This window comes from Brevibacterium sp. W7.2 (genome assembly GCF_018137945.1).
GTDB classification, from domain to species: domain Bacteria; phylum Actinomycetota; class Actinomycetes; order Actinomycetales; family Brevibacteriaceae; genus Brevibacterium; species Brevibacterium sanguinis.
Genome location: NZ_CP073089.1, coordinates 1,314,386 through 1,330,864 on the forward strand (window position 1 = coordinate 1,314,386; position 16,479 = coordinate 1,330,864).

At 68.9% G+C, this 16,479-nt stretch carries 14 protein-coding genes, 2 tRNA genes and 1 pseudogene; 12 read left to right on the top strand and 5 right to left on the bottom strand.

Features of this window, described 5'->3' with window-relative positions; translation table 11 throughout:
- Positions 1-47 precede the first annotated feature (47 nt).
- Positions 48-1,100 (bottom strand): FAD-dependent monooxygenase, encoded by a 1,053-nt coding sequence (locus J9315_RS05870; protein WP_198499191.1) that lies wholly within the window; start codon positions 1,098-1,100, stop codon positions 48-50.
- Between the two features lie 50 nt (positions 1,101-1,150).
- Here J9315_RS05870 and J9315_RS05875 point away from each other — a divergent pair, with 50 nt between their 5' ends.
- The 5 genes from J9315_RS05875 to J9315_RS05895 all read left to right on the top strand — a co-directional run bounded on the left by J9315_RS05875 (position 1,151) and on the right by J9315_RS05895 (position 5,108).
- Complete coding sequence (locus J9315_RS05875; RefSeq protein ID WP_198499190.1) at positions 1,151-1,957, top strand: fumarylacetoacetate hydrolase family protein; 807 nt, start codon at positions 1,151-1,153, stop codon at positions 1,955-1,957.
- 69 nt (positions 1,958-2,026) lie between these two features.
- Positions 2,027-3,493, top strand: a complete 1,467-nt coding sequence (gene gltX, locus J9315_RS05880) for a glutamate--tRNA ligase (protein WP_198499189.1) — start codon at positions 2,027-2,029, stop codon at positions 3,491-3,493.
- Complete coding sequence (locus tag J9315_RS05885) at positions 3,490-4,797, top strand: alpha/beta fold hydrolase (RefSeq protein WP_232623640.1); 1,308 nt, start codon at positions 3,490-3,492, stop codon at positions 4,795-4,797. Before gltX ends, J9315_RS05885 begins: the two co-directional genes overlap by 4 nt.
- Before the next feature lie 125 nt (positions 4,798-4,922).
- A tRNA-Gln gene (locus tag J9315_RS05890) sits at positions 4,923-4,994 on the top strand.
- Between the two features lie 41 nt (positions 4,995-5,035).
- Positions 5,036-5,108, top strand: a tRNA-Glu gene (locus J9315_RS05895).
- 121 nt (positions 5,109-5,229) lie between these two features.
- On the opposite strand, the pseudogene J9315_RS05900 reads toward J9315_RS05895, so the two are convergent.
- From J9315_RS05900 to J9315_RS05915, 4 genes and pseudogenes are all read right to left on the bottom strand, one after another.
- Positions 5,230-6,363: pseudogene (locus J9315_RS05900) on the bottom strand (IS1249 family transposase); the annotation flags it as partial.
- Positions 6,364-6,457: 94 nt separating this feature from the next.
- The gene (locus J9315_RS05905; protein ID WP_211978993.1) at positions 6,458-7,504 is read right to left on the bottom strand and encodes a DUF4282 domain-containing protein; all 1,047 of its coding nucleotides are present in this window, start codon (positions 7,502-7,504) and stop codon (positions 6,458-6,460) included.
- A gap of 152 nt (positions 7,505-7,656) precedes the next feature.
- Entirely contained in the window at positions 7,657-8,460 is an 804-nt protein-coding gene (locus J9315_RS05910; RefSeq protein WP_198499186.1) for a hypothetical protein, read from the bottom strand.
- Positions 8,461-8,467: 7 nt separating this feature from the next.
- Positions 8,468-9,184 (bottom strand): IclR family transcriptional regulator, encoded by a 717-nt coding sequence (locus J9315_RS05915; protein ID WP_009378215.1) that lies wholly within the window; start codon positions 9,182-9,184, stop codon positions 8,468-8,470.
- A 188-nt stretch (positions 9,185-9,372) separates the two neighbouring features.
- Between J9315_RS05915 and leuC the strand changes: the two genes are divergently transcribed.
- From leuC to J9315_RS05950, 7 genes are all read left to right on the top strand, one after another.
- On the top strand, positions 9,373-10,890 hold the full coding sequence (gene leuC / locus J9315_RS05920; RefSeq protein ID WP_211978994.1) for a 3-isopropylmalate dehydratase large subunit: 1,518 nt from the start codon (positions 9,373-9,375) through the stop codon (positions 10,888-10,890).
- 9 nt (positions 10,891-10,899) lie between these two features.
- Positions 10,900-11,499, top strand: coding sequence for a 3-isopropylmalate dehydratase small subunit (gene leuD, locus J9315_RS05925; protein ID WP_211978995.1), 600 nt, complete (start codon positions 10,900-10,902; stop codon positions 11,497-11,499).
- A 110-nt stretch (positions 11,500-11,609) separates the two neighbouring features.
- Positions 11,610-12,926: a UDP-N-acetylglucosamine 1-carboxyvinyltransferase gene (murA, locus tag J9315_RS05930; RefSeq protein WP_198499183.1), complete on the top strand. Its 1,317-nt coding sequence runs from the start codon at positions 11,610-11,612 to the stop codon at positions 12,924-12,926.
- Positions 12,923-13,684, top strand: a complete 762-nt coding sequence (locus J9315_RS05935; RefSeq protein ID WP_211978996.1) for a lysophospholipid acyltransferase family protein — start codon at positions 12,923-12,925, stop codon at positions 13,682-13,684. The genes murA and J9315_RS05935 overlap by 4 nt, the downstream gene beginning before the upstream one ends.
- Positions 13,681-14,694: an NAD(P)H-dependent glycerol-3-phosphate dehydrogenase gene (locus J9315_RS05940; RefSeq protein ID WP_211978997.1), complete on the top strand. Its 1,014-nt coding sequence runs from the start codon at positions 13,681-13,683 to the stop codon at positions 14,692-14,694. Before J9315_RS05935 ends, J9315_RS05940 begins: the two co-directional genes overlap by 4 nt.
- A gap of 46 nt (positions 14,695-14,740) precedes the next feature.
- Positions 14,741-15,274 (top strand): YbhB/YbcL family Raf kinase inhibitor-like protein, encoded by a 534-nt coding sequence (locus J9315_RS05945; protein WP_198499180.1) that lies wholly within the window; start codon positions 14,741-14,743, stop codon positions 15,272-15,274.
- Positions 15,275-15,346: 72 nt separating this feature from the next.
- The gene (locus J9315_RS05950; protein WP_211978998.1) at positions 15,347-16,468 is read left to right on the top strand and encodes a D-alanine--D-alanine ligase family protein; all 1,122 of its coding nucleotides are present in this window, start codon (positions 15,347-15,349) and stop codon (positions 16,466-16,468) included.
- The last annotated feature ends 11 nt before the right edge of the window (positions 16,469-16,479 follow it).

Consider the following 16,479-nt stretch of genomic DNA (forward strand, 5'->3'; position numbering starts at 1 on the left):
CCCAGTCTCTCAGGACGCAGCCGGTCTCTCAGGACTCAACAGACCTCTCAGGACCCAGCCGGCCCGATCCGTGCGAGGGCGGTGAGCGCGCGGTCGCGCACCCGCGCGGGACGACCACCGGCCAGCGCGAGCGCGGAGGCCAGACTCGCGACCCGCTGGATGACCTGCGGGGCGATGCGGCGTCGGCGCGCATAGAGCCCGAGCGCCGCGTCCGGCGGATGGGTGTTGAGGAGGCCAGCGAGGGCAACGGCGTCGCAGATCGATTCGCAGGCCCCGCGTCCGAGGTTCGGCTGCATCGCATGCGCGGCGTCCCCGATGAGCACGGTGCGCCCGCGGACGAACGACGTCAGCGGCCGAGACACGTGGATGCCGCTGATGACCGTCTGGTCGGGCGTCGCCGCCGCGAGCACCTCGGCGACCGGGGCCGGGAAGGAGCGCGCCGCAGCGCGGAGGCGGTCGAGTCCGTCGGCGACCGAGGAGAACCGCTGCTCGGGGAACGCGGCGAACCAGTTCGTCCGCCGCCCCGAAGACGCCTCTACACCCGGCAGCGGGGTGATCCCGACGAGCATGCGCTCGCCCCAGTATTCGGTGACTCCACTTCCGGAGAGATCCGCGTCGACGACCCCGCGGATGACGGTGAGCGCAGGCTTCCGCGGACCCGAGCGCGCACCCCACACAGCAGTTCGGACCGTGCTCCGGGCACCGTCGGCCCCGACGAGGACATCGGCGTCCAGGGCCTCGGGAGCGACCGCCTCGGCGGGGGAGAGCCGGGTCGTCGCCGGTCGGGCGGCGGTGAGCACGGCATGGAGCTGCGCGCGACCGATCATCACCGCGCTGAGGCGGGGGACCCGGGCCAGTGGACGGCCGTCGGCGGTGAGGATCCGCGCCGCATCGACCCTGATGCCGGCGGCCTCGATCGCCGGTCCGAGACCGGCGGACCGCAGCGCGGCCATCGCCTGCGGGAACAGCGCGAACGCCGTATCGAGGACGGAGGCGGCCGGGTCGCGTTCGTGGACGGTGACCGACCAGTCGGGTCGGTCGAGGGTCGCGGCGAGCGTCGCGCCTGCGATCCCGCCGCCGATGATCCGCACCGTCGTCATGGCTTCAGGGTAGCGCGACCATCGCCGCCTCGGCGATTAGACTGGGGGCCATGCGTATTGCGAGATTTGTGCACAAGGACGAACCCGCCTACGGAGTCGTCGAAGGCGACGTTCCGCCGATCGAGGACGGGACATGGGACACCTCGGGCCTCAGCCTCGCCGTCCTCGACTCCGACCCGTTCTTCTCCCCGGCCCAGTCGACGGGTGAGCGGCTGAAGTTCGACGACGTCCGCCTCGTCTCGCCGATCCTGCCGCGGTCGAAGGTCATCGGCGTCGGCCGCAACTTCGCCGACCATGCCGCCGAGCTCGGCAACGACGTGCCCACCACACCGGTGACGTTCATCAAGCCGAACACCTCGGTCATCGGCCCCGGCGACCCCATCCGCCTGCCCGCGATCAGCGAATACGTCTCCTACGAAGGCGAACTCGCCGTCATCATCGGCCGGGTCGCCAAGGGCGTCCGGGCGGAGGACGCGATGGACCACGTCCTCGGCTTCACCGCCGCCAACGACGTCACCCTGCGCGATCTCCAGAAGTCCGACACCCAGTGGACCCGCGCGAAGGGCTTCGACACCTCGTGCCCGCTCGGCCCGTGGATCGAGACCCAGCTCGACGTCGACGACGCGACCATCCGCTCGTGGGTCAACGGCGAGCTCAAGCAGGACGGCACGACCGCGGACTTCATCTTCGACATCCCCACGCTCATCGAGCACATCTCGGAGACGATGACCCTGCTGCCGGGCGACGTCATCCTCACCGGCACCCCCGCCGGAGTCGGGCGGATCGTCGCCGGGGACCGCGTCGACATCGCGATCGACGGACTCGGCGTGCTCACCAACCCCGTCATGGACGCCTGAGCACACCACCGCCTCGGCGGCCCCACCATCACACCTGACCAGCACCATCACACCACCGAAGGATCGCCCGTGACCGTCAAAGTCCGCTTCTGCCCATCACCCACCGGAACCCCGCACGTCGGCATGGTTCGCACCGCGCTGTTCAACTGGGCGTACGCCAAGCACACCGGCGGCACGTTCGTCTTCCGCATCGAGGACACCGACGCCGCCCGCGACTCGGAGGAGAGCTTCGGCCAGGTCGTCGAGGCGATGAAGTGGCTCGGCCTCGACTGGGACGAGGGCATCGAGGTCGGCGGACCCGACGCCCCCTACCGCCAGTCGCAGCGCGGTGACATCTACGCAGACGTCATCGAGAAGCTCAAGGCCGCACGTCTCATCTACGAGTCGTACTCGACGAACGAGGAGGTCGAGGCCCGGCACCGGGCGGCCGGACGGGATCCCAAGCTCGGCTACGACGGCTTCGACCGCGACCTCACGGCCGACCAGATCGCCGCATTCCGCGCGGAGGGCCGCGAGCCCGTGTGGCGGGTGCGGATGCCCGATAACGACATCACGTTCACCGACCTCGTCCGCGGCGACATCACGTTCAAGGCCGGCACGATCCCCGACTTCGTCGTCGTCCGTGCGAACGGGCAGCCGCTCTACACGCTCGTCAACCCCGTCGACGATGCCCTCATGGGCATCACGCACGTGCTGCGCGGTGAGGATCTGCTCTCGTCGACGCCGCGCCAGATCGTCCTCTACGAAGCGCTCAAGGCCATCGGCATCGCCGAGGCGACCCCGCAGTTCGGTCACCTGCCCTACGTCATGGGGGAGGGGAACAAGAAGCTGTCGAAGCGCGACCCCGAGTCGAACCTCTTCCTCCACCGCGAGAACGGGTTCATCCCCGAAGGGCTCATCAACTACCTCGGGCTGCTCGGCTGGTCGATCGGACCCGACCGCGACGTCTTCACCGTCGAGGAGTTCACGCAGGCTTTCGACGTCCACGACGTCCTGCCCAATCCGGCGCGCTTCGACATCAAGAAGGCCACGGCGATCAACGCCGATCACATCCGGATGCTCGCCCCCGCCGACTTCCGTGATCGTCTCATTCCGTACCTCCAGGCCGCCGAGGTGCTTGCCGAGGAGCCGACGGACGCTCAGCTGGCGATCCTCGACGAGGCGGCGCCGCTCGTGCAGACCCGGATGAACCTCCTCGGCGAGGCGCCTGACCTGCTCGCCTTCCTCTTCACCCCCGACGACGAACTCGTCATCACCGAGGACGGCCTGAAGACCCTCAAGGACTCCGCGCCGGAGGTGCTCGCCGCCGCGCTCGAGGTCCTCGAGGGTGTCGACGACTGGACGACGGAGAACCTGCAGGCGGTGCTCGAGGCCAAGCTCGTCACGGAGATGGAGATCAAGCCGCGCTTGGCCTACGGTCCGCTGCGGGTCGCCGTCTCCGGCCGCCGCGTCTCCCCGCCGCTCTTCGAGTCGATGGAGATCCTCGGCAAGGACTCCTCGCTCGCGCGCCTGCGGGCTCTGGCGGCGCAGCTGTGAACGTCGAGGAGAGGCACCGCGGGGGACTGCACTTCCGCGATGTGACGATCACCGTCCCGCTCGACCACTTCTCCCGGCTGACGGACGCACCGGCATTGGCCGGTCACCCGGGGGTCGCCTCGGCGGAGATCGAGGTGTTCGCGCGGATCGTCGCCGACGAGGCCGAGAGCACGAAGCCCTATCTCGTCTTCCTCCAGGGTGGGCCCGGTTTCGAGGCACCCCGTCCGACGACCCCGGTGGGCGGGGGATCGTGGCTGGCCAGGGCGCTCGAGGACTTCCAGGTCGTCATGCTCGACCAGCGAGGGACGGGGAAGTCGAGCCCGATCGGCTCGGTCGACGGCGCGATCACCGGCCTCGACATGCTCAGCGGCGCTGAGCCGGAGGCGATCGCCGAGGTGCTCAGCTGCTATCGCGCGGACTCGATCGTCGAGGATGCGGAAATCCTGCGCACCGCGCTCGGCGTCGAGACGTGGTCGCTGCTCGGGCAGTCGTTCGGCGGATTCACCGCGCTGCGCTACGTCTCCGCGCACTCCGAGTCGCTCACCGAGGTGTACTTCACCGGCGGGCTGCCGGCGATCGGCGTCGACCCCGTCGACGTCTACCGCACGACGTGGGCGACGATGATCCGCAAATCCGAGGAGCACTACCGTGACTTCCCCGGCGACCGGGAGCGGATCGCGTCCCTGGCTTCCCTCGCCGCGGCCGAGGACGGTCTGGCCCTGCCCGGTGGGGCACGGGCGACGACGGAGCGGCTCCGACTTCTCGGGCACTACCTCGGCGCCTCCGACGGGCCCGAGGCCCTCCACTACCTCCTCGATCTCGACCCCGCCTCGGCGGGACTGCGGCACGATCTCGCCGGTGCCCTGCCGTTCTCGGGACGCAACCCGCTCTACGCGGTCGTCCACGAATCGTGCTGGGCCGACGGCACCGTGACGAACTGGGCGGCGAGGCGGGCGATGCCCGATTCGGTGAGTGCGGATCCGACGCTGCTCGCCGGAGAGCACGCGGGTCCGGAGTCCTTCGTCGAGGATCCCGAGCTCGCCCCGTTCGCCGAGGTCGCCGAGCTCATCGCCGCCCGCCGGTGGCCGGCGCTCTACGACGTCGAGGCCTTGAGGTCGTCCCAGGTCAGGGGAGCGGCAGCCGTCTACTTCGAGGATGCGTACGTGCCGTGTGAGTACTCGCTGGCGACCGCCGAGCTGCTCTCCGGGGTGCGTCCGTGGGTGACGAACGAGTACGAGCACAACGGTCTGCGCGCTGACGGCTACCGGGTGCTCGACCGGCTCATCACGCTCGCTCGGGAGTGATCGGCCGACCGCCTCGGCGGTGTTAAGAAGGTCACACGAAAACGGGCGCTGAGGATTTGGCTCCCAGGCGCGGGGTTGTGTAGAGTTATGACTCGTTGCCCAAGGAAATCAGCCTTGGAAAACGATGGGCTATGGTGTAATTGGCAGCACGAGTGATTCTGGTTCACTTAGTCTAGGTTCGAGTCCTGGTAGCCCAGCGGATCCGTTCGCAGGAGTCACCTTCTCGGACGTGTCTTCGGCCCCCGTCGTCTAGTGGCCTAGGACGCCGCCCTCTCAAGGCGGTAACGGCAGTTCGAATCTGCTCGGGGGTACGGTTGAGCCCCGCATCGAATTCTCGGTGCGGGGCTCACTCTATTTCCATTGTCGGATGTGCGACCGGTCAGCGGCCGATCGAGGGGTTATAGGCCAAAAAGTGTGTCCGTGCCGGGTGTGTCACCGACGTCGTCCGCCCCATCCTGACTGGATACCGATCCCGTCTTCCCACGAGAACCCCGTGTCATAGACGGCGGGACCTACAGGCTCGGCGACCGGCTCCTTCAGAGGCGTTGTCGCTAGCGTTTTCAGTTGCGACTTCGCCAGAGTCCACGGGTCACTGTGGGCCTGTGTTCGGTCCCATAAGTACCAATCCACGGCTCGTCGTCCGTGGTCTTCAGACAGTCCGCGGTGGTGACGTTTGAGATGCTTGATGCCAGCGTTGATACCGCCTTCTAACGCGTTCGTCGTCTTCGCGATCACGACCCCTTCGTCGGCGGCCTCGAGCCAGGTGAACAGATGGTTCTTCGCGATGAGTTTGGCCAGGAACCCGTGGGCCCGGCGCGTGCGCAGATGCGTGTACCACCATGTCTGCCCGGGCCTGACGTGGGCGGGTCTGCTCGTGCTGGAGCGGGCATAGGTTCGCTGTTTGAGCATACGGTCCCATTTCGCTTCCCATGTCGCGAACTCGGCCAGCCACGCTGCAGCCTGATCCCACGTCTGGACTTTCGACAGGGCCCGGTAGATCGCTTGAAGTTCCTTGTTCGCCGGCAGGGTCGGCGTCCTCGTCAAATGCGTGTTACAGGCGTGCTGGATATGGAAGTAACAGCGTTGGATTCGTGTCTGTGGCCAGAGTCTCTCGATCGTCGTTGTCAACGGCCCGTTGCCATCGACGATGGCGTAGCGGGGTGCAGGGATGGTTGAGATGAGTGCCGTCCAGGACGCGGTCTTTTCGTGGTCGCACCATTGCCAGTCGATGACGTGAGTGCCGGTGTAGGCGATGAGGACGCACCACCCGTTGGTGTAGGTGCCATCGAGCATGATCTGATCATGGATTTCAGAGGTCGGGGACACTGTTGGGTGGATCGTCCAGCACCAGGATGTGCGGCGCCGGAACGTTCGGGGGCTGCCCAGTGGTGTGTGGGCTGGTTGTGGTGCTGGTCCCAGGAGCCAGTCGAGGAAGGCGCGCAGTTCGAATCGTTGTGTCGATCCTCGGCGTTTGGCGCTGCTGGAGGCTCCGCAGGCGGGACACCTGTACCGGGTGGTTCCGGCCTTGGTCGTGCCGTTCTTCTTCAGCGTTGTCTGACAGATCTGACATTTCGGTCGATTGCAAGCACCCTACGAATGCTAAGCGATCAGAGCTAAGCAATCAGGTGATTGTCCTTGGTGTGGCTGGGATCCGGGACGATCACGGACACACTTTTTGGCCTATAACCCCGATCGAGTCGGCGAGGCGCTTCGTGTGCTCGGCGGTCTTGACGCTGGCGACGATGAGCTCGAGGGCGAGGCGGACGAAGATCACCCACAGCGACGGGACGATCCAGCCGAAGAGGATCGCGAAGAGCAGCGGCCACGGACTAAACGACGGCTCCGGCTCCCAGTAGCTCATCGCGACCCGCGACGCCGATCCGGCCGCGATGCCGCTGATGATCGTCGCGATCCAGGCGAAGACGGCGACGACGATCGCGAGGATGTAGATGATCCCCGCCCAGCGTGTGGCGACGAACGTGTTGAAGCGGAAGTCGAAGAGCGACTTGAAGAAGCCGCGCTGGTCCGCAGGCGTGGCAGTGCTGGGCTGGCCGTATCCGGTCGGCTGACCATATCCGGTCGGCTGGGCGTAGACCGCCTGCTGGCCGTACTCTGCCTGCTGGCCGTACTCTGCCTGCTGGCCGTAACTGCCGGGCTGAGAGCCGTACGGGTGGGCTCCGGGCTGAGAGCCGGGCGCAGCGGCCCCGGGCTGAGAGCCGTACTGATGAGCTCCGGGCTGCTGCGATCCCGCCGGCTGATCAGCGGCGACCTGACCGTTGGAGTAGTGGCCGCCGGAGTAGTGGCCGGGTGTCTGCGGCGAGCCGGGCTGCTGACCGGCGCTGTGCTGGCCGGCGCTGTGCTGGCTGTGTCCGTAGAGATCAGCGGCGCGCTGGTCGCCGTCGGCATGCCCCGGCTGGTACTGCAGCGTCGAGTGCTGGTCAGCAGCATCAGGGTCAGTGGCAACAGGGTCAGAGGCACCGTTGTCGGCGGCACGGTCGGCGGTTGCGCTGGGCGCTGACTCGTCGGCGGCGCTGCGTGCGGTCTCGCCGGCCCTCGATGCTGTTTCGTCGGCGTGGAGGGGAGGCGCGGAGTCGGTCGGTGCGGTCTCGCCTCGTGGCGCAGCGCCTCGCGGGACGGCGCTGTCGGCGCTGGGGGAGTGGTGGGGAGTCTCGGAGCTGCTCTTCTCCGGGTCGTGCGATGTCGACATCGTCGCATCCTCTTTCGCGGTCGGTTTCAGGATCACGGGGCGGTGTGACGCCGCCCACCTGCGTATTCGCAATCTATCAGGGCGAGATCACGCGAGTTCCGATGCGTTTCACACGGTGCTGTGAGCCGACGCCGAAGGTGGCCGGTTCTCCCTCAGGCCAGGCGCACGGACCACTCGAGCGCCGAGGCGGCGGTCGAGCGTGCGGCCACAGCGAGCGCCGCTCGCGACGGCGTGAGTCCGTCCCCGGTGCTCACGTGCCACACATCGAAGCCCGAACTCGCGGAGAACAGGGTGGAGGCCCCGTCGGCGCGCCTGATCCGACACTGCGACCGGGTCCCCGGTGCCATGGTGAACAGATCGTCGAGGACGACCCCGTCGAGACTGCGCAGAGCGCGGAAGTCCCGACACAGGACGCACGCGTCGACCGCGGCGGCATGGTCGCGCGGAACCCACGAGCCCGTGTCGAACGCTGCCGCCGCGCGGTCGAGGCGCTCAGGCGCGACCGCGGTCCCGCCGAGCCATCCCGCGGAGTCGAGGCGCAGGGCGGCCTCATCGACGGCTGCGCCGCCGGGGTCGAACCAGGCACGGACACTGATGTCGAGGGCGGACGGGGAACGGACGTGGAGAGCGGCTTCGAGACCGTCGTCGGTGAGTGCGAATCTCACCGAGGCGGCCACCTGACCGTGATCGCCGGTGGCACTGAGAGTGAGAGTCGACGCAGACCGCGCGGCGACGGTCCACGCGGCATCGGAGAACTCCCCGATCCGCACCGCCCCGGCCGCCGCCGCGGTCACCGGCCCGGCCGCCGAAGGGGAGACGACGACGGGACGGCCGTCGACCGTCAGCGACCGGAGTCCGGCGCCCGCCCGCGTGACGACGGCACGGGTGACACCGTGCTCGAGGTCGACGTGATCGGGCTGGTGCCGCGCCGGGTCGGTGACGGACGGGTCAGCCACGGTCGGGTCACCCGCGGACGAGCGCCTCGGTGAGCGCACGTGCCGCGTCGACGACGGCCTTCGCGTGGAGGCGGCCCGGCTGCCGGGTGAGGCGGTCGACGGGGCCGGAGATCGACACGGCCGCGACGACGCGATTGCTCGGTCCGCGGACGGGCGCCGACACCGAGGCGACTCCGCGCTCGCGTTCGGCGATCGACTGGGCCCAGCCGCGGCGCCGGACGCCGGAGAGCATCGTCGCGGAGAAGCGGGCCCCGCGCAGACCGGTGTGGAGCCGGTCCGGCTCCTCCCACGCGAGGAGGACCTGGGCGGCCGAGCCCGCGCGCATGCTCAGGGTCGCCCCGATCGGCACCGAGTCGCGCAGGCCGACGGGCCGTTCGGCCGCGGCCACACACAGACGCAGATCGCCCTGGCGGCGGAAGAGCTGAGCCGACTCACCCGTCTGATCGCGCAGCTGCCCGAGCACGGGCCCGGCCGCGGCGAGCAGCCGGTCCTCGCCGGCGGCCGAGGACAGTTCGGCCAGACGCGGTCCGAGGACGAACCGGCCCTGCAGATCGCGGCCGACGATGCGGTGGAACTCAAGGGCGACGGCGAGACGGTGAGCGGTCGGTCGCGCGAGTCCGGTGAGCGAGACGAGCTCAGCGAGAGACGCGGGTCCGGCCTCAAGGGCGGAGAGAACCATTGCGGCCTTGTCGATGACGCCGACGCCGCTACCATTGCTTGTCATAGAGACCATTGTGCGCGTCTCAATGAGCGAGATGCAAGTTCGAAATGCGATACGGGCGAGTAGATTTCACTCCACACCTCGAACGAGGCGGGGCGCACCGCGACCGCGGTCGCCTCAGGCGGTCGCACTCCGGCCGCCGCCCCAGAGCACTACCCGGGCGGAGGATCTCCGCTCCGGCGGGAGGAACCATGCCACGCACATTGGCCGAGAAGGTCTGGGCCGATCACGTCGTCTCCCCAGGTCAGGACGGCGCACCCGACCTCATCTACATCGACCTCCACCTCGTCCACGAGGTGACGAGTCCGCAGGCGTTCGACGGACTCCGACTCGCCGGGCGCCCCGTGCGCCGCCCCGACCTCACGATCGCCACCGAGGACCACAACACGCCGACGTGGGACATCGACAAGCCGATCGCCGAACCGACCTCGCGCACGCAGATCGAGACCCTGCGGAAGAACGCGGAGGAGTTCGGCATCCGCCTCCACAGCCTCGGCGACGCCGATCAGGGCATCGTCCACGTCGTCGGACCGCAGCTCGGCCTCACGCAGCCGGGCACGACCGTCGTCTGCGGCGACTCGCACACCTCGACCCACGGCGCGTTCGGGGCGCTCGCCTTCGGCATCGGCACCTCCGAGGTCGAGCACGTCCTCGCGACGCAGACGCTCAGCCTCAAGCCGTTCAAGACGATGTCGATCACCGTCGACGGCCAGCTGCCGCCGGGCTCGACGGCCAAGGACATCATCCTCGCGATCATCGCGAAGATCGGCACCGGCGGCGGTCAGGGCTACGTCCTCGAATACCGCGGCGAGGCGGTCCGGTCCCTGTCGATGGAGGCCCGGATGACGATCTGCAACATGTCGATCGAGGCCGGGGCCAGGGCGGGCATGGTCGCCCCCGACGAGACGACCTTCGAGTACGTCAAGGGCCGTCCGCACGCCCCTGAGGGCGTGGAATGGGATGAGGCGGTCGCGTACTGGAAGACCCTCTACACCGATGAGGACGCGACCTTCGACGCCGAGGTGGTCCTCGAGGCCGCCGACATCGAGCCCTTCGTCACGTGGGGGACGAACCCCGGTCAGGGCCTGCCGCTGTCGGCGAACGTGCCCGCGCCCGAGGACTTCGCCGACGAGAACGACAAGATCGCCGCCGCCAACGCCCTGGCCTACATGGGCCTGACCCCGGGCACGCCGCTGCGCGACATCGCCGTCGACACCGTCTTCCTCGGCTCGTGCACGAACTCCCGCATCGAGGATCTCCGGGCCGCCGCCGAGGTGGTGCGCGGCCGGAAGAAGGCCGATTCCGTGCGCTTCATGGTCGTCCCCGGCTCCGCCAAGGTGCGTCTCGAGGCCGAGGCCGAGGGCCTCGACCGGATCTTCAAGGACTTCGGCGCCGAATGGCGCTTCGCCGGCTGCTCGATGTGCCTGGGCATGAACCCCGACCAGCTCGCCGAAGGGGAGCGCTGCGCCTCGACGTCGAACCGCAACTTCGAGGGCCGACAGGGCAAGGGCGGGCGCACGCACCTCGTGTCCCCGCTCGTCGCCGCGGCCACGGCGGTGCGCGGCACGCTGTCCTCGCCCGCCGACGTCGAGGACCTGCCCCGCGATGCCGCCCCCGTGCCGTGGGACGATCGTCCCACCCTCACCCTGACCCCCACCTCGGCGGGCGATCCCGCTGCGACGGGAACCAGCGCCTCGGCGACCGCGTAAGGAGCAGCCATGGAAGCCTTCACGACCCACACCGGCGTCGGCGTGCCCCTGCGCCGCTCGAACGTCGACACCGACCAGATCATCCCCGCGAAGTTCCTCAAGCGGGTGACCCGCACGGGATTCGAGGACGCCCTCTTCTCCCGGTGGCGCACGGCCGAGGACTTCGTCCTCAACGACCCCGACTACGCCTCCGGGTCCGTCCTCGTCGCCGGCCCCGACTTCGGCACCGGATCCTCGCGCGAACACGCCGTGTGGGCGCTCAAGGACTACGGGTTCCGGGTCGTCCTCTCCTCGCGTTTCGGCGACATCTTCCGCGGCAACTCGGGCAAGGAGGGTCTCCTCGCCGCGCAGCTCGAGCAGGCCGACATCGAGATCATCTGGAAGATCATCGAGAACCATCCGGGCACCCCGATCAGCGTCGACCTGGGTGAGAAGACCGTCACCTGCGACACGGTCACCGTCCCGTTCCAGATCGACGACTACACGCGCTGGCGGCTGCTCGAGGGCCACGACGACATCAGCCTCACCCTGGCCAAGGAGGACGAGATCGCGGCGTTCGAGGCCAGGCGTCCCGTCCACAAGCCGCGCACCCTGCCCGCGAAGGTCTGAGGCCGGGTCGCACGGTCGTCTGCGCTAGTCTTGGACGAGTCCGAGGACAGCCGGCGGGTCACCGTCGCAGGAGTCCGCGGACGAGTCCGGAAAGCGACCAGGGGAGGAACATGCTCGAAGTCCGCGGCGGAAATCCGCTCGGGGGAACCGTGCGGGTCAGGGGCGCGAAGAACCTCGTGCCGAAGGCCATGGTCGCCTCCCTCCTCGGGGAGACCCCGTCCGTGCTCCGCGGCGTCCCGCAGATCCGCGACGTCGAGATCGTCACGGGACTCCTCGAGCTCCACGGCGTCAGCGTCACCCCGGGACCCGACGGCGCCCACGCCGACGGCGAGCTGCGTCTCGACCCCTCCCAGGTCGCGCAGGGCTCGATCGTCGACATCGACGCCCATGCCGGCTCCTCGCGGATCCCGATCCTCTTCTGCGGTCCCCTCCTCCACAGCCTCGGGCAGGCGTTCATCCCCGACCTCGGCGGCTGCCACATCGGGGACCGTCCCATCAACTTCCACCTCGATGTGCTCCGGCAGTTCGGCGCCGAGGTGGACAAGACCGCCGGCGGCATCATGCTCACGACGAAGCGCCGCCTCCAGGGCACGAAGGTCGAACTCCCGTACCCGTCGGTCGGGGCGACCGAGCAGGTGCTGCTCACCGCGGTGCGCGCCGAGGGCGTGACCGAGCTGCGCAACGCCGCGATCGAACCCGAGATCATGGATCTCATCGCGCTGCTGCAGAAGATGGGCGCGATCATCACCGTCGACACCGACCGGGTCGTGCGCATCGAGGGCGTCGACACCCTCCACGGCTTCATCCACCGGGCCCTGCCGGACCGCAACGAGACCGCCTCGTGGGCCTCGGCGGCCCTGGCGACCGGCGGGGACATCTTCGTCGAGGGCGCCTCGCAGCCGGAGATGATCACGTTCCTCAACATCTTCCGCAAGATCGGCGGCGAGTTCGAGGTCGACGAGTCCGGCATCCGCTTCCGGCATCCCGGCGGCAGGCTCGCCTCGTTCGCCCTCGAGACCGACGTCCACCCCGGCTTCATGACCGACTGGCAGCAGCCGCTCGTCGTCGCGATGACCCAGGCCGAGGGCCTGTCGATCATCCACGAGACCGTCTATGAGAACCGCTTCGGCTTCACCCACGCCCTCGTCGAGATGGGGGCGAGGATCCAGCTCTACCGCGAATGCCTAGGCGGCACCCCGTGCCGGTTCGGGCGCCGCAACTACGCGCATTCGGCCGTCGTCTCCGGGCCCGTCGACCTCAAGGGCACCCGCATCGACGTCCCCGACCTGCGCGGGGGCTTCAGCCACCTCATCGCGGCCCTGGCCGCACAGGGGCGCAGCGAAGTCCACGGGATCGAGCTCATCAACCGCGGGTACGAGAACTTCCTCGACAAGCTGCTCGGACTCGGCGCCGAGGTCTCCGCATGAGCGCGACCGGCGGGGATGCACCCGGCGGCCACATCGTCTCCTTCGCACCCGGCGACGTCCGCTCCCAGCGGCGGGTCGCCTTCGTCGTCGCCTCCGCCGCGTACGGGCTCTTCCGCCTGACCTCGAAGATCCGCATCGAGAACCCCGGATACCTGCCGGAGAACACCGGGGCGATCGTCGCGGCCTACCATGCCAACCACCTCGACCCCATCCTCGTCGGCCTCGGCCTGTGGCGCAGCGGCAAGCTGCCGCACTTCCTCGCGAAGTCGACGCTGTTCTCCGGCCCCCTGGGCATCGTCCTCAAGGGACTCGGTCAGATCCCCGTGCTGCGCGCCTCGGCGCAGGCCGGCGACTCCCTCGAGTACGCGAAGGACGCACTGGCGAAGGGGGAGATCGTCGTCATCTACCCCGAGGGCACGCTGACGAAGGACGAGCACTTCTGGCCCCAGCACTTCAAGTCCGGGACCGCCCGGCTGGCCCTCGAGACGGGTGCCCCCATCATCCCGGCAGCCCACTGGGGGCTCGAGGACGTCAAACCGCGCGGCACGCTGAGACCGCGCTTCCGCCCGCTCAGCCACACCTCCGTGGTACGGTTCGGGCCGCCGATCGACTACCAGGATCTCTGGGAGCACAGGGAAGAGAAGAGTTCGATGACAGCGCTGACGAAGCGATTGACCGACACCATCGCGGGCATGGTCGCCGACCTCTCCGGCCGTGAGCTGCCGGCCCGCTTCCGCACCGAGGAGGCCGATTCGTGAGCACGCCCAAGATCGCCGTGCTCGGCGCCGGATCGTGGGGGACGACGTACGCCGCCGTCATCGCCGATGCCGGGTTCCCCGTCACCCTCTGGGCCCGCCGTGCGGAGACCGCCGAGGAGATCACCACCGCCCACACGAACGCCAGGTACTTAGGCGACCGGGTGCTGCCCGACCTCATCACCGCGACGACCGACGACATCGCGGCCGTCACCGGGGCGGACATCGTCATCCTCGCCGTGCCCGCGCAGACCCTGCGCGACAACCTCAGCCGGTGGAAGGACCACCTGAGCGACGGGGCGATCCTCGTCAGCCTCATGAAAGGCATCGAGGTCGAGACGGGCAAGCGGATGTCGGAGGTCATCGCCGAGGTGACCGGCATCGCCGAGGGTCGGATCGCCGTCGTGTCCGGACCCAACCTCGCGAAGGAGATCGCCGACCGGCAGCCGACCGCAACCGTCGTCGCCGCCTCGGACATCGCCACCGCCGAGGCGGTCGCCGAGATCAGCGCGAACGCGTACTTCCGCCCGTACACGAACACCGACGTCGTCGGCGTCGAGATGGGCGGGGCCGTGAAGAACGTCATCGCCCTGGCCGTGGGCATCGCCGACGGCCAGCGCCTCGGCGACAACTCGAAGGCCTCGATCATCACCCGCGGACTCGCCGAGACCTCCCGGCTGGCCGCGGCGATGGGCGCCGAGGCGCACACCCTTTCCGGACTCGCCGGACTCGGCGACCTCGTCGCCACCTGCGCGTCCCCGCTCTCGCGCAATCGCACCTTCGGCCGCCACCTCGGCGAGGGGATGAGCCTCGAGGAGACGATCGCGCACACCGAGCAGACCGCGGAGGGTGTGAAGTCCTCTCCCGCAGTGCTCGCCCTCGGTCGCCGCTACGGTGTCGACCTGCCGATCACCGAGGCGGTCAGCGCGGTTCTCGCCGGGCGTCTGCGGGTTGACGAACTCGCCGCTTTGCTGTTGTCTCGGAAGCGTAAGCACGAAGGCCCGCCGGCCTGAGGCCGTCACGGCTGCCGATCGATCCGCACGAGCCCAAGGAGCACCCATGAGCGTCAACTCACCGTTCTTCAACCTTCCCGAGCTTCCGACCTTCGAGATCACGAGCACCGACATCGAGAACGGGGCGGCCCTCCCGGCCCCGCAGGCCTCCGGCATCATGGGCGTGCCCGGCGGTGAGGACAAGTCCCCGCAGCTGTCGTGGTCGGGCTTCCCCGCGGAGACGAAGGCGTTCGCCGTGACCTGCTACGACCCCGACGCCCCGACCGGCTCCGGATTCTGGCACTGGGCCGTCATCGACCTCGACGCCTCGGTGACCTCCCTGCCCACCGACGCCGGCAACCCGGAGGCCGACCTCCTGCCCGCCGGCGCCGTGACCCTGCCCAACGACGCCGGACAGCCCCGCTTCGTCGGCGCCGCCCCGCCCGAGGGACACGGACCCCACCGCTACTACTTCATCGTCACCGCACTCTCCGAGCCGCTGGGGATCGACGCCTCCTCGACGCCGGCGTTCGCGGGCTTCAACATGTACTTCAAGGGCATCGGCCGCGCGTGGCTCGAATGCACATACGAGGCCGACTGAGCTAGAGTTTCCCAGTCCCCGCACGCTCGGGCGTGCGGGGACGATGAGTTCCATCCCCGATCAAGGACCGATATGTCAGACACCGATCACCGGCCGCTCGTCGCAGTTCTCTTCGGAGGACGCTCGAGTGAACACTCCGTCAGCTGCGTCACGGCGGCAGGGGTGATCAGCGCCATCGACGACGAGGCCTACCGGGTCCTGCCGATCGGCATCACGAAGTCGGGAGTGTGGCGCATTGTCGACGACTGGGCCGACATGCACTTCGACCCGGCGAACATGCCCGAGGTCACCGACAACGGCACCGAGATCATTCCCCGCGTCTCCGCGGTCGGGGCCCCGCTGCTTCAGCGCGACGCCGACGGCAGCGTCACCGAACTCGAGACCGTCGACGTCTTCTTCCCCGTCCTCCACGGCCAGTACGGCGAGGACGGGACCCTGCAGGGGCTCTTCGAGCTCAGCGACACCGCGTTCGTCGGCTCCGGGGTCTTCTCCTCTGCCGCGAGCATGGACAAGCACTACACGAAGACGCTGCTCGCCCACGCCGGCATCCCCACCTGCCCGTGGGAGCTCGTCACCGAGACGATGTGGCAGACCGACCGGGCCGACGTCGAGACCCGGGTGGCGGCCCTGACCTTCCCCGTCTTCGTCAAGCCCGCCCGCGCCGGCTCCTCGATGGGCGTCAGCCGCGTCGCCGGTCCCGACGGCCTCGAGGCGGCTCTGCTCGAGGCGTTCGCCCATGACACGAAGGTCATCGTCGAACCGCAGGTCATCGGCCGGGAGATCGAATGCGCGGTGCTCGGCTCCCTCTTCGACGCCGAGGTGCGCACCTCCTACCCCGGGGAGATCGAAGTCTCCGGCGACCACGACTTCTACGACTTCAACGCGAAGTACCTCGACCTCGCCGATGCGCAGCTGAGCTGCCCGGCCCGGGTCGACGAGGCGACGACGGCACGCATCCGGGAGCTCTCGGCCGCGGTGTTCCGCCTCTTCGACTGCACGGGGCTCGCCCGCGCCGACACGTTCGTCACGGACTCCGGTGAGGTCATCATCAACGAACTCAACACGCTGCCCGGGTTCACCCCCACCTCGGCGTACCCGTTCATGTGGGCGAATTCCGGGATCGACTACCCGAGCCTGGTGAGCGAACTCATCAGCATCGCCCTCATCGACCACGCCCGCCGCACGCGGGACTGACGCTCAACGAG

Bases quoted from the DNA above. Each gene is read 5' to 3' on its own strand.
- J9315_RS05935 (WP_211978996.1), top strand. From the start codon at position 12,923: ATGAGCGCGACCGGCGGGGATGCACCCGGCGGCCACATCGTCTCCTTC.
- J9315_RS05875 (WP_198499190.1), top strand. From the start codon at position 1,151: ATGCGTATTGCGAGATTTGTGCACAAGGACGAACCCGCCTACGGAGTC.
- J9315_RS05870 (WP_198499191.1), bottom strand. From the start codon at position 1,100: ATGACGACGGTGCGGATCATCGGCGGCGGGATCGCAGGCGCGACGCTC.
- J9315_RS05915 (WP_009378215.1), bottom strand. From the start codon at position 9,184: ATGACAAGCAATGGTAGCGGCGTCGGCGTCATCGACAAGGCCGCAATG.
- leuD (WP_211978995.1), top strand. From the start codon at position 10,900: ATGGAAGCCTTCACGACCCACACCGGCGTCGGCGTGCCCCTGCGCCGC.
- murA (WP_198499183.1), top strand. From the start codon at position 11,610: ATGCTCGAAGTCCGCGGCGGAAATCCGCTCGGGGGAACCGTGCGGGTC.
- J9315_RS05950 (WP_211978998.1), top strand. From the start codon at position 15,347: ATGTCAGACACCGATCACCGGCCGCTCGTCGCAGTTCTCTTCGGAGGA.
- J9315_RS05945 (WP_198499180.1), top strand. From the start codon at position 14,741: ATGAGCGTCAACTCACCGTTCTTCAACCTTCCCGAGCTTCCGACCTTC.
- J9315_RS05905 (WP_211978993.1), bottom strand. From the start codon at position 7,504: ATGTCGACATCGCACGACCCGGAGAAGAGCAGCTCCGAGACTCCCCAC.
- leuC (WP_211978994.1), top strand. From the start codon at position 9,373: ATGCCACGCACATTGGCCGAGAAGGTCTGGGCCGATCACGTCGTCTCC.